Raw genomic sequence first — 11,422 nt, forward strand, 5'->3', positions numbered from 1 at the left:
GTGCTGAGCAAAGCGTTCAAGTCCGAATCTCCCCTTGACCGTTTTGAAGAAGGCTTCAATGCGCCAGCGGCGCTTCCCCATGCGAGCGAGGTACTTGCCGCCCAGATCAAGGTTGGACATGACGAAGCGTTGTTCCGGCTCGGTGTTCCGGTAGAGCCATACCCAGGAGATGCACATGGTCTGGTCAAGCCCACAGGGCTTGACCAGGCTTCCCCGGACCATCAGGTCACGGACCTGCCGCCCAGCCTCCAGTTTCCGAGAGCAGCGCACTCCGACCAYGATGTCCAAGCCATGGGCGAGGACACCCCGAATGAACTCGGCACTCTCGAAATCAGGTCACGGACCTGCCGCCCAGCCTCCAGTTTCCGAGAGCAGCGCACTCCGACCACGATGTCCAAGCCATGGGCGAGGACACCCCGAATGAACTCGGCACTYTCGAACCCCCCGTCTGCATGCAGACGGGGCCGACGGTTGCCCTTCAGTSACGTGGCTGGGACGGTCCGAAGCAACTTCAGGGCGAGTTGGGCGGGGGACGCCTTGCCCTTCCCTCGCCAGATYTGAAAAGCCCAAGGGAGCCGCAGCTCCCCGCAGCACAGGTACAGYACRACCAGGTGGACCCCCCGGGCRCCGTGGTAAGTGTGGACCCAATCGGCCAGTTCAGCGAACTGGCCGGTCTTTTCCAAGCTCGTCAGGTCGACCAGCAGTTCCAGCCGGGGACGCKGATGGGGTGACGCTCGCCACCAGTCCTGCGCGGTCTTGAGGGCGTGCTGACGCAACACCCGGCAGAGGTGCCRGGTGTCCCAGCCGGCGTGGTTGAGAAAGCGGGCAGGATGTCAGAATAGAGCCGTCTGGAACGCGGTTCTTTTGGGTTCACACCCCACTATGGGGCCAAAAGTGCGTTCCAGACGTCCTTTCCCAAAACTGCAAGATGTCAGTTATGACAGTGATGGTCTGGATGCGGAGTTGGCGGGTCTTGGGATCGAAATGATCGCGCCTAATCGGCGCAATCGCTGGAAGACTCAGGATGGTCGGCCATTGCGCCGCTATCGGCGGCGCTGGAAGGTGGAGCGAACCATCGCCTGGCTCCAGAGCTTTCGGCGTGTCCGCACGCAGGACGAAGTCAAAGCACAGAACTTTCTGGGTATGGTTCAGCTCGCCTGTATCATCATCCTGCTCCGTTTAATTTCCGGATGATCTGTAGTCTATCTCGATGAGGTGGGCTTTGCGATGAAGGGTGTACGCCGGCAGACCTGGAACACCCGGGGCGTGACGCCCCGGGTGACCTTGCCCGCGAACTGGGAGAAGCTTTCCACGATAGGGGCAATCACCTCGGGGGGACAGTATTCCAGAACACAAAAAAGGGTACCATGCGGAGTGGGGATGTGATCCAGTTTCTCGAGCATGTGTTGCGCCATGTGACCGGGCACTTGGTGGTCGTCCTGGACAATGCGGGCATCCATCGGGCCAAAGCCGTGCAGACGTTCGTGGCCAGCCACGAACGTCTCTCACTGGTGTACTTACCGCCGTATGCACCAGAGCTCAACCCCATTGAGCTGGTCTGGGCATACGTCAAGCGCAATGTCCTGGGGAACTTCTGTGCGTTGAACGTGGACGAGCTCAAGGCCCGGTTGGTCAGTGCCTGGCAGCGCGTACGCTACATCCAGCTTCCACAGCACTTGATGGACTCTAATTTATGCCGAGATCAATAGACGTTCGTACCCCCGTCTCCTCATGGGGTTGGCTGTGCAACCCCACTCAAACCGCCTACAGGACCAGGGGTCGTCCGATCAGTCTTAGTACCGTCCCCCAATTGTCCCATCAAGTTAAGACCCCAGGTTTGGACGGTGCCATCCGCCTTCAACGCCAAGCTGTGATTACCGCCCGCAGCGATGTCCGTGACCCCGCTCAAGCCGGTCACCGTGACCGACGTTCCCCGCCTATTGGTCGTGCCGTCCCCCAGTTCCCCAGAGGCGTTATAGCCCCAGCCTTGGATGGTCCCATCCGTCCTCAACGCCATGCTGTGATACTGACCCGCAACGATACGCATGATCCCGCTCACACCACTTACCGTGACTGGCCTCGTCCGACTGGTGCTGGTGCCGTCTCCCAATTGCCCTTGCAGGTTATAGCCCCAGCTTTGGATGGTCCCATCCGCCTTTAATGCCAGACTGTGGGATTCGCCTGTAGCAATACTGATCACCCCACCCAGACCACTCACGGTGACGGGGAGGCTGCGTTCGGTGGTGGTGCCATCTCCCAGTTGTCCATAGTTGTTATACCCCCAGGTTTGGACGGTCCCGTCCGCCCTCAACGTGAGACTATAATTGTTACCCCCAGCGATGCTTGTAATCCCATTCAGGCCCTTGATGTCGACGGGTGTATTCCGCTGGGTCGTGGTACCGTCACCCAATTGACCGTTACTGTTACTGCCCCAGCTTTGAGCAGTGCCATCTGCCTTCAACGCCAAATTATGCCGGTAACCCGCAGCGATACTCACGATGTCGGAGAGGCCGCTAACCGTGACGGGCGTATTTCGCTGGGTGGTAGTGCCGTCCCCCAGCTGCCCGGTATCGTTCCCACCCCAGCTTTGTACCGTTCCGTCTGCCTTGAGCGCTAGACCGTATGAGGCGCCGAGCCCCACAGCGATGCTGGTAATCCCGCTCAAGCCACTTACGGTGCCGGGGAAACTGCGGTCTGTAGTAGTGCCGTCTCCCAGTTGGCCAGCGTTGTTTCTGCCACAGCTTTGGACGCTCCCGTCCGCTCTCAATGCCAGACTGTAAAAGCCGCCCCCAGCAATACTGGTTTCACTTGTTCCGACACCGGTCACGGTCTGACTCAGGAGCAGTGTGCTCCCAGTTGCACAACTCGTCCCCTCGAATACCTTGAGTGTGTGCTCCCCCAGCGAGAAGAGCTGTACCCGCCACCGGTTCGGGAAACTCGCCGTACTGATACTCGTCACGCTCATATTCGCGTCGCCACCACACAGCACCTTCGCGGTGGTTGAGCCGTCCAGCGTGCTGACATCGTAATAGGCCGGCAGACTCCGTGTGATGGTTGCACCGTTGTCGGTGTAGGTCCGCGTCGGGAACCTCACGTAGTTCCAGAAGGTCTGGCTCACCTTGTCCCACTGTTTGACTGCGGAATTCATTGCGACTGCCGGCGCAGCATCTTGCACAGCGGTGACATTGAGGGAGAAGCTGAAGGGGTCCTTGGCCGCGCCGCCATTAGCCGCAGCAGTCAAAGGCACATTGACGCCAAAGACGATGCGGGCCGTGTCGCCAGGCGCCATCAGGACGTCCCTTCCAGAGGCTGACGGGGACAGGAGCCACCAACCCGTCTGGGTCAGGGTCTTGATGCCTTTGCCCGTCGTATCCACCGTGCTGATATCGAGGCCGGTCAGCAGAGGATTCGCCTGTGGATCTGCGACCGCAGTATCGGTCGAAGAGTTGAGGTTCTGGCCCTGAACAAGGGTGAGCTTACGGATGGCTGCACTGGCGTCCGAGTCGTCAAAGTAGCGCACGTTCGTGAAGACGGTGTCGGTGGTACTGCCTTGGGGAACCACGGCCACGAACTTCGGGTTGCGTAGGGTCTGGCCGGTGTTGTTCGTGACCTTGTAGGTGACGCGGACATGCCGGACCCCTGTGGCGACGCTCGTAAAAGTCTGAATAGAGACTGGCGAGAAGCTGAACTGGTCCGGCGCACTGACCAGGCCCTGAGCGCTCAGATCACTCGCTTGAATGGATTGGATGCGAGTCGTGGGGGTGTCTGTGCCTACCCCATTGAAGTCGATCTGGAAGACGCCAGGAAGGGCCTGCTGCGTGGGCGTGCTCGGCGTCGTGGCCCCTGGAGCGGTCGCGGTTGGCAGGGTGGCGGGCGTCTGCCCGCAGGCAGCGAGGACGAGGGTGGGGAGCAGCAACGGGAGGAGCTGTCGGCGCATGGTCAGAACTCCGTGTCGAAGGGGGAGGAGTTGTAGACGTTGTTCAGGCCGATGGGAATGGAGATGTTCAGGGTGACGGCCGTCCAGGCGCCGAGCGGGGTGAGGGTGGGCGGCTCGTACGGTGTGGGGTACGCTGAAGCAGGTATAGGCTGAAGAGAGGCGAATGGAGCGGAGGTGAAGAGGGGAATGATCATGGGGGCCTCGATGAGTGGGGATGCGGAGCAAGGGAAAGGTAAAGTTTCTATGAAAGTATAGAAACAGGGCGTTAATGACCCGTAAAGAAGCGTCCTCGCCTCCATTTCGAACACCCTCCTTATCGGGACCTCAGCCGACAGCCCGCACGCCGACTTGCCACAACGCTGGAGCATCCCCTGAGCGAGGAGTCACTCCCTGGTGTTCTCTGACGTACCCTGTCACTCGGCAGCCTCTATGTATCTGACGACACTTGGCCCCACTCAACTCTCCGGTCCGCGGCTGACCCCCCGGCAACTCCTGCTCCTCGCATTCCTGGCGGTCGAAGGCTCGGCAAGCCGCGCGCGGCTCCGTACCCTCTTCTGGCCAAACAGTACATCGTCGGGGGTCAGCCTCCGGGTGCTCCTTAGCACGATGCGCCGCGCCGCCCCAGGCCTCTTCACGGAGCGTGGCGACCGTCTGACCCTACAGTGCGGGAGTGACCTCGCCGACCTGCTGGGTCACCTCCAGGCGGGTCGGCCCACGCAGGCCTTAGCGCTGTACCGTGGGCCGTTTCTGGCTGAGCTCTCCCCCACGCTCTTCGGCCCCGAGCTGGAAGAGTGGCTGATGGACACGCGGGAGTCCATCGCTGAACAGCTATGGGAATCGCTGGTCCATGCATCGGAACATCTGGCAGGCCAGGGGCGCTTGGAAGAAGCGACCACCCAAGCGGAAGCGGCGTGGCACCTGTCGGGCCTTCCGCCGCGTGACGCCCATGATCTCCAACGCCTGCACCGCCTGCTGACCCTCGGTAACAGTAAGATCGCCTGGCGAATCGTCCGTGAGGCCGGCGAACTGGGCCTGGACCTAGACGCCGACCGTCTCCCCCCGCCTGAGCCGGAGCCCCCCCTCCCATCCAGGGTCCATCTCCCGTTGGAGGTCACCCCCTTTCTGGGCCACCGTGAACTGCTCGACCAGATTCGCCAGACGCTGGCCGATCCAGCCGCAAGGCTGCTGACGATTTTCGGCATGGGTGGCGCCGGGAAATCCCGCCTGGCCCTGCGGGTCGCCCAACAGGCCCGGCAGACCTACCAGGACCAGGTGTGGTGGGTCCCCCTGGAAGACGTCCGCCAACCGGCTGATCTGCTGCCCCACACGGCGCTGGCCATGGGCATCAACGTGACCCCCCGACGCTCGGCCCTGGACATGATCACTACGGTGCTGCGCGACCGTCCCGCACTCCTCGTGTTCGATCAGTTCGAGCACCTGGAGGGGGCGGCCCCCCTCCTCGCCGAGCTTCTCGCCCTGTGTCCTCACCTGAAGATCCTGGTGACATCACGCCGCCGGCTTTCCCTCCGGGCAGAAACGACCTTCGAGCTTCGTGGACTCGAGGTCCACCCCCGGCCAGGGGAAAGGCACAGTGACGCCGTCGCCCTCTTCGTCGGGCAGACTCGTCGGGTCCGGCCGACATCCCACCTGACCGACACGGATCTAACCCACGTCCAGGCGATTTGCGCGTTTGTCGACGGCCTACCCCTAGCGATTGAGCTGGCGGCCAACTGGCTGCGGATGCTCACCCCAGAGCAGATTCTGGAGCAACTGCAGGCCAGTTTGGATCTTCTGGACTTCCCCCTGCTGGACCTGCCGGAGCGCCACCGAAATCTCCGGGTGGTTCTCGAGCAGAGCTGGCACTACCTAACCCCCCGAGACCAGGAAGTGCTCGCCGCGCTGGTCGTCTTCCACGGCGGGTTCACATTCGCCGCGGCGTCCGCCGTGACCGGTGCCACGCTCCGTGACCTGCAGTCTCTGGTCGACAAATCCATGCTGAGTGTGGATGTCACCGGCCGGTTCAACCGTCACGCCCTGATTGCTCAGCTCGCTCGCCAGCAACTGGATCAGGACCATACTCGGCAACTTCTGTTGGAAGAGCGGCATACAGCGTTTTTCCTTCAACAGTCCGGCACAGGCTTCCACAACATGCTGGATGGGCACCGGCAGATGGCATGGCGGACCTGGTTCCACGTGGAATATCCAAACCTCATGGGGGCATTGCTGAGCGCGGTAGATCGGGGCGACTTCGTCTCTGCGGCCTATCAGGGGCGAAATCTGCACCGGGAGTGGAACAACCGGGGAGTGGCCGCCATGGCTCTGCCGATCATGCGCTCCATCCTGCCCCACCTGGACGGGCCAGCACACCTCGACGTGCGCGCGTGGGCCCTCCTGACCGCAGAAGCGCTGGCGCTCTACAGCGGTGTTCCGCCCATCGGAGACGCGCTGGCGGCCGCCAGAGAAACGAACGACGAGTTCCTGCTGATCTGTGCCCTCTACATCCGGGAGTATGTCGTGCAGCAGCGGGGGGACCCGGCCCACCGCGCCATGATGGCGGAAATGTATGCCGGAGTGGTGCGGACCGGGCGACCCGCCCCACTGGCCATGACTCTGAGACGGCGCGCCAGCGTGGTCCTCTCCGAGGGGGATGGCCCAGCGGCCTGCGCCGATCTCGAGGAGGGCTTAGGCCTCGTTAGGCGTCTGGGGCCGACCTTTATCCAGGCGGACCTGCACCTGCTGAGGGGGCAGGTGCATGCCTTACAAGGGGAACTGGACTCGGCCGAGCAGTGCCTGCGCTCTGCGTTCCATCTGTTCACCCTGCTGGGCTTTCGGCCGGAGGCGAGCACCTGCCTGAGCATCCTAGCCCTCGTCAGCCTCTTCAGGACTGGGGGAGACCCACAGGAGGCCCTGCAGGTGGCTCAGTTGTGGTGCGACCAGGCCGACGCGACCTTCAGTGCCCAGGGCCGGTTTGCGGTGCGGGACAACGTGAATGCTCAGGGATTTGTCTTTAGCGTGTCAGGGCGTCTCCCGGAAGCTCAGGCGTGCTTCGAGCGTGACGTTCAGGCGGCCAGAAGTTATGGGAACCGTCAGGGTGAACTTATGGCTCGCCTAGGCCTGGGTCGTCTGGCACTCCAGCGCCGCGACTGGATATTGGCCTCCAGCGTCCTGGCTGCGGTCGTCAGCGATGCCGATGCCGCGAACGGCCACGCCCCAGCACGCTGGTTGGCCCTCCACAGCCTGACCGAGGCCTACCGGCACCTCGGGGAGCGGGAAGCCGGACGCGCCTGCTGGACAGCTGCGCGGCAGGCGGGTCGAGAACTGGGTGCTGCTCTTCCACACGTCGTGGTTAGCCCAGCTCTCGGTCCTGCGAAAGAGCCGGCATAAGGACGCCAGGTGAATGCGGTGGCGCTGTGTTCGGGGTCTGCGGAGACTGGGCAGGGGCTGCTGTGGAAGTGCCAGCGCACAGGAATGCTCCTAGCCTTTCCTGACTCAAGACCTGTTGCGCAGTAGCAAGCCAATCGATGAAAAACCCCGTCTGAGATGGTTGAAAACCCCTAATTTTCTACTCTGTTCAAAAAAGACAAAAATTGATGTCTCAGACGGAAATTTTTCATCACTGCTGTTACTGCGCAATCGGTCTTCATTCGCCAGCTTCCACCTGAACTGCTGTTGCTCACAGCGCAGTTCCATGTCCTCGCTGACTCTGGATTCAGCAGCATTGCCCTTCTGAATGGCCTCAGTGCGTTGGGACTGACCTTCTCGGTCGGGATGAAACGGAGTCGGCAGACGGTGGAGGGTCAGGCCCTTTACGAGATCACAAGCCAGCAGCGCCGAGTCCGGCTTCAAGGGCTGCCTGACCTTGACCTCTGGGTCTACTGGATCTGGCTCCCAGCGAACCAGAAAGGCGAACGGATTCAGCGATTCGTGATCACGAATCGCCAGCGTCATCCCCAGACTGTCCGGACGTTTGGGCGTCGCCGCTGGAAGATCGAAGCTCTCTTTAAAACGCTCAAAAGTCGTTTTGCTCTGGGAAAATTCGCTCAGAAGACCAAACAAGGGGTCTGTCGTTTCCTCTGTCTCAGCTTCGCCTGTTTCTTACTCTGCCACCTGGAGTACCTCAATCAGGATGAATCGGGCACGGAGGAATCCGTGCCCGATGGGGGCGAACTCGCTGAGCGACTCAAATGGACGCTGGTCGGCTGGGTGCGCCTTGTCGAGATCGAGCTTGAGAGGGCTGCCATTTTAGCTGTCCTGGACGAACAAAGACGCGATGCCACTTAAACTGAAAGATGTCAGACGTCCGTGATTCGCTGCCAGATCTGTGCATTGACAGGAGGCCCCTTGATGTTCGGCGACTTGCAGCTCGGCAGTCCAGCTCTGACGGATCGGTGCGTGCGCCCGCTACACCGGTACGTGAACGCCTTTTTACGGTGATCGAAGGTTCCTATGTAAGAGCACCTACAGGAACTGCACCGCATCAAGCTCCTGAGCATATACGTCTGCTGGGCGTTGCGCTGGGACGTGAGGGTACTGATGCTCCGCATGCGCTAAGCGGCCTCCCAGACCTCAGGCGTGACGATTGCCGGCACCTGGACCGCCAAGACGTCACTCAACGGATTCGTGCGGCCGCCATTCTGACGGCCGAACTGATGCTCCCCCATGTAGACCCGATTTTTCAGGATGTGCAAGACCGTGGCGGGATGCCAGAACCCCGGCGTCATCTGGCCATTGATCAGGCGACCTGTCAGGCGGTAGAGGGTAGGAACGTTCAGCGCATTCAACTCGCGCGAGATCTTGGTCGCCGACCAGCGGGACTCGGCGTACCAGTTGAACATCATGCGGATCACCTCCGCAGTCGACTCGTTGATCACCATGCGCCGGTCCTTGAGCTCATAGCCGTAGGGGATAAGGCCGCCACCATGAAGTCCTGAAGTAACCCCCTTACGACGCCCTTCCCGGGAACGCTGCATGAAGGTGTCACGCTCTAACTCCGCGAAGATGGCCGTGACACCGAGACTGACCTTCCCCATCGGGGTGGTGCTGTCGATCTGTGGCTCGCTGTACGAGCGCACGCCGACGCCGGCGTCCACGAGCTCCTGGATGAGGGTGTAGGCGAGGTGGGTGCTGCGGGCGAGGCGGTCGATCAGCACGGTATCGAACAGGCCAGCTTGGGCATCCTGCAGGAGCTGCTCCAGGCCAGGGCGCTTGCGGATCGTCCCACTGTGGCCAGGATCCACATAGTCCCGCACGATCGCATACCCCTGCTGCTCCGCAAAGGCCGCCAGCTTGTCGGACTGGTTGCCCAGGCTATGGTTGCTGACCTGTTCCTCGGTCGAGACTCGGCGGTACGTGGCAGCGCGTCTGGGCATCATGGTCATAGTGGACACCAAGGTGCCCGCAGAATTCTGCGGGCGAGGGAGGGTTCAGAGGTCTTGTTGACGCTCTTCAGGCTCTATCTGCCCGAAGACCTGCGTCCAGACCTCAAGGGGAACGTCAAGCGCCTGCCGGAAGCTTTCTCGCTGAGCCGCTGGCAGCTGAGCGATGGACCGCCTTCCTGCTTCCAGCCTGCCGTAACTGGGAAGGGACATCCGGCAGGGCGGGTCCTGACTGGCCATTGTCTGCAGAACATCTCTCTGTGTCAGACCCCGACGTTCCCGCACCTGCCGCAGCCAACGCCATGGCCGCACGAGGTCCTTCGCGTCACCCCTGGAGGACCGGTCGGGCAGCGGAGGCAGGCCTTGAAAGGAAGAGGTCAAGGGGAACTTCTCCGCTGCAACGGCACGGCAACCAGTGGCATCCGCTCGGCCCACTCCGTCTGAGAAATCTTCAACACCTGCCGCAAGCCTTCCGCTTGCAACAACCCTACGAAGGAGAGGCTCAACTTCCCGCTCTCCAACTTGGACAGCTGCGCACGCGTCAAGGCAACATGCGGCCCAAGCGCCGCCAGGCCTGCGGCCACATCGACCTGCCGTAACCCCTGCCGCTCCCGCACCAGGCGCAGCCACTCCCGATTCAACACGGGAGTGCCCGGGCAGTCGACCGTCTGCAACGAGAGCTCATCGTACCGGTTCATTGGCCCGGGCTGATCAGACATTGGAGGTGGGCACCCCACCGGCGCACAGGCTATTGAAGAAGCAGTTCCGTCCGTTCATCAGGTGTCTCCCTTCAATTCGTACAGTACGCCTTCCAAAATGCCGCACCTGGCTGCCCTGTGCGGAACATGGAAACCTCAATATATGGCCCGTCATGTGTGCGGTCACGCTTGTACACCACCTGCATCGGCCCGAAGCTCGCCTCCGCCTTCCTTACTCCCTGGCGCTCGAGTAGCTCCAGCCAGGCGGTGAGCCCTCCCAGGCGCCCGGCGCTGAGGTTGAAGCAGCTTGTGGCGACCCGGTTGATGTTCGTGGCCAGCAGGTCGAGCTCATTCGGTTTCAGGTGGTCCTTGAGGACGAAGAGACTCAGGGAGGAGATCCGGCCACTCGGGATTTGTTTGGCAACTGCCACTGCCAGCTCCAGGGGAGTCGCGTCGCGGGTGCGCTTGCTGATGATAAACAGGGTCTCGGTGAGGCGATCCTGACCACCGCTGCCGGTGATGATCGCCGTGATCGGGGTGCCCGCCGCCTGGGCAGGAGCCGTGAGGAGGGAGAGAAGGATCAGGGTCAGCACTCTAGTCATGAACGTCCTCGAAGAAGCAAGTGATTGAGGCCTCAAGTTTAGGCGAGAAGAGGTTGGACCCGGTCCTTCCCGGTGAGGGTGCAACGCCGATACACTCGCTACAGGTTATTCGTCCAGGGCAAAGGCCAGAGCAAGGGTCAATGCCAGGAAAGTAGGTGGACTGTCCACCTCTTGATCTACGATCTCCTCATGCTGAGCCTCAACCCGATGACCCCAGAAAGCTTCCAGCGGTTTCTCAAGCGTTCGGTGACGACGTACGCCGCAGAAAACGTCCGAAGTGGCCGGTGGACCGCCGAGGAAGCGCACGAGCGGTCCGCAGAGGAGTTTCAGACGCTCCTACCAGATGGCTCGGTGACGCCAGACAATTTCTGCTTCGATCTCCATGACGCAGACCGGAACTAGAACGTCGGCGTGCTGTGGTACAAGCTCATGCCGCGAGGCGGCCAGCAGATTGCTTTCGTCTATGAGATTGAGGTTGGAGCTGAGCATCGACGGCGTGGATATGCCCGTGAGGTGTTCAGGCTGCTCGAGCAACATGCAGCGGAACAAGGCGCAACGGCCGTACAACTGCATGTCTTCGGACACAACCACCCGGCACGGGCATTCACGAAGGTCTGGGCTTCGAACCCGTGAGTATTACGATGCAACGGGAGCTGAACCCCCTCGCATGACTGATCCCAGCAGGAGTGAGCTCACCAAAAGTATGGTTAGAGGCTAGAGGCCGCCAAGAACTGATTTGAAGTGTTGGCGCTGGAGTTGGGACAGAGCAGAATGCGTGGATGATCCGGCAGGGCTACCCCAGCGACGTGG

General features: G+C 61.5%; 11 protein-coding genes and 2 pseudogenes. 6 read left to right on the forward strand and 7 right to left on the reverse strand.

What is annotated here, in order from left to right; translation table 11 throughout:
- Nucleotides 1-221 precede the first annotated feature (221 nt).
- Nucleotides 222-779 (reverse strand): transposase, encoded by a 558-nt coding sequence (locus tag ASF71_RS25825; RefSeq protein WP_056301762.1) that lies wholly within the window; start codon nt 777-779, stop codon nt 222-224.
- Nucleotides 780-927: 148 nt separating this feature from the next.
- Here ASF71_RS25825 and ASF71_RS14950 point away from each other — a divergent pair.
- Together ASF71_RS14950 and ASF71_RS14955 are read left to right on the forward strand one after the other, a co-directional pair.
- A pseudogene (locus ASF71_RS14950) lies at nt 928-1,194 on the forward strand (transposase); the annotation flags it as partial.
- 33 nt (nt 1,195-1,227) lie between these two features.
- Nucleotides 1,228-1,709: pseudogene (locus ASF71_RS14955) on the forward strand (IS630 family transposase).
- Nucleotides 1,710-1,729: 20 nt separating this feature from the next.
- On the opposite strand, the gene ASF71_RS14960 reads toward ASF71_RS14955, so the two are convergent.
- Nucleotides 1,730-3,937: an RCC1 domain-containing protein gene (locus ASF71_RS14960; protein WP_056301768.1), complete on the reverse strand. Its 2,208-nt coding sequence runs from the start codon at nt 3,935-3,937 to the stop codon at nt 1,730-1,732.
- Nucleotides 3,938-3,939: 2 nt separating this feature from the next.
- Nucleotides 3,940-4,131 carry a hypothetical protein gene (locus ASF71_RS23920; RefSeq protein WP_156372853.1) on the reverse strand — a complete coding sequence of 64 codons (192 nt, stop codon included), beginning with the start codon at nt 4,129-4,131 and terminating at the stop codon, nt 3,940-3,942.
- A gap of 397 nt (nt 4,132-4,528) precedes the next feature.
- Here ASF71_RS23920 and ASF71_RS14970 point away from each other — a divergent pair, with 397 nt between their 5' ends.
- Both ASF71_RS14970 and ASF71_RS25830 read left to right on the forward strand, forming a co-directional pair.
- Complete coding sequence (locus tag ASF71_RS14970) at nt 4,529-7,321, forward strand: NB-ARC domain-containing protein (RefSeq protein WP_162243121.1); 2,793 nt, start codon at nt 4,529-4,531, stop codon at nt 7,319-7,321.
- A 285-nt stretch (nt 7,322-7,606) separates the two neighbouring features.
- Complete coding sequence (locus ASF71_RS25830) at nt 7,607-8,218, forward strand: transposase (RefSeq protein ID WP_056301776.1); 612 nt, start codon at nt 7,607-7,609, stop codon at nt 8,216-8,218.
- Nucleotides 8,219-8,229: 11 nt separating this feature from the next.
- On the opposite strand, the gene ASF71_RS25835 is transcribed toward ASF71_RS25830, so the two are convergent.
- The 4 genes from ASF71_RS25835 to ASF71_RS14990 all read right to left on the reverse strand — a co-directional run bounded on the left by ASF71_RS25835 (nt 8,230) and on the right by ASF71_RS14990 (nt 10,612).
- On the reverse strand, nt 8,230-8,481 hold the full coding sequence (locus tag ASF71_RS25835) for a recombinase zinc beta ribbon domain-containing protein (RefSeq protein WP_082506073.1): 252 nt from the start codon (nt 8,479-8,481) through the stop codon (nt 8,230-8,232).
- Between the two features lie 3 nt (nt 8,482-8,484).
- Nucleotides 8,485-9,315 carry a recombinase family protein gene (locus tag ASF71_RS14980; RefSeq protein WP_056301778.1) on the reverse strand — a complete coding sequence of 277 codons (831 nt, stop codon included), beginning with the start codon at nt 9,313-9,315 and terminating at the stop codon, nt 8,485-8,487.
- Between the two features lie 374 nt (nt 9,316-9,689).
- Nucleotides 9,690-10,010 (reverse strand): helix-turn-helix transcriptional regulator, encoded by a 321-nt coding sequence (locus tag ASF71_RS14985; protein WP_056301781.1) that lies wholly within the window; start codon nt 10,008-10,010, stop codon nt 9,690-9,692.
- A 92-nt stretch (nt 10,011-10,102) separates the two neighbouring features.
- A complete protein-coding gene (locus ASF71_RS14990; protein WP_056301783.1) occupies nt 10,103-10,612 on the reverse strand; it encodes a hypothetical protein in 510 nt (169 codons plus the stop codon).
- Nucleotides 10,613-10,801: 189 nt separating this feature from the next.
- On the opposite strand from ASF71_RS14990, the gene ASF71_RS25245 reads away from it, so the two are divergent.
- Together ASF71_RS25245 and ASF71_RS25250 are read left to right on the forward strand one after the other, a co-directional pair.
- Nucleotides 10,802-11,014, forward strand: coding sequence for a hypothetical protein (locus ASF71_RS25245; RefSeq protein WP_235514512.1), 213 nt, complete (start codon nt 10,802-10,804; stop codon nt 11,012-11,014).
- A gap of 9 nt (nt 11,015-11,023) precedes the next feature.
- Nucleotides 11,024-11,245, forward strand: coding sequence for an N-acetyltransferase (locus ASF71_RS25250; RefSeq protein WP_235514513.1), 222 nt, complete (start codon nt 11,024-11,026; stop codon nt 11,243-11,245).
- Nucleotides 11,246-11,422: the final 177 nt, after the last annotated feature.

Origin of the sequence: Deinococcus sp. Leaf326 (assembly GCF_001424185.1) — a bacterium.
GTDB lineage: Bacteria > Deinococcota > Deinococci > Deinococcales > Deinococcaceae > Deinococcus.

Excerpts from the sequence above, each read along its gene's own strand:
- ASF71_RS14960 (WP_056301768.1), bottom strand. The coding sequence starts at position 3,937 with ATGCGCCGACAGCTCCTCCCGTTGCTGCTCCCCACCCTCGTCCTCGCT.
- ASF71_RS23920 (WP_156372853.1), bottom strand. The coding sequence starts at position 4,131 with ATGATCATTCCCCTCTTCACCTCCGCTCCATTCGCCTCTCTTCAGCCT.
- ASF71_RS25835 (WP_082506073.1), bottom strand. The coding sequence starts at position 8,481 with ATGCGGAGCATCAGTACCCTCACGTCCCAGCGCAACGCCCAGCAGACG.
- ASF71_RS14980 (WP_056301778.1), bottom strand. The coding sequence starts at position 9,315 with ATGACCATGATGCCCAGACGCGCTGCCACGTACCGCCGAGTCTCGACC.
- ASF71_RS14985 (WP_056301781.1), bottom strand. The coding sequence starts at position 10,010 with ATGAACCGGTACGATGAGCTCTCGTTGCAGACGGTCGACTGCCCGGGC.
- ASF71_RS14990 (WP_056301783.1), bottom strand. The coding sequence starts at position 10,612 with ATGACTAGAGTGCTGACCCTGATCCTTCTCTCCCTCCTCACGGCTCCT.
- ASF71_RS25245 (WP_235514512.1), top strand. The coding sequence starts at position 10,802 with ATGCTGAGCCTCAACCCGATGACCCCAGAAAGCTTCCAGCGGTTTCTC.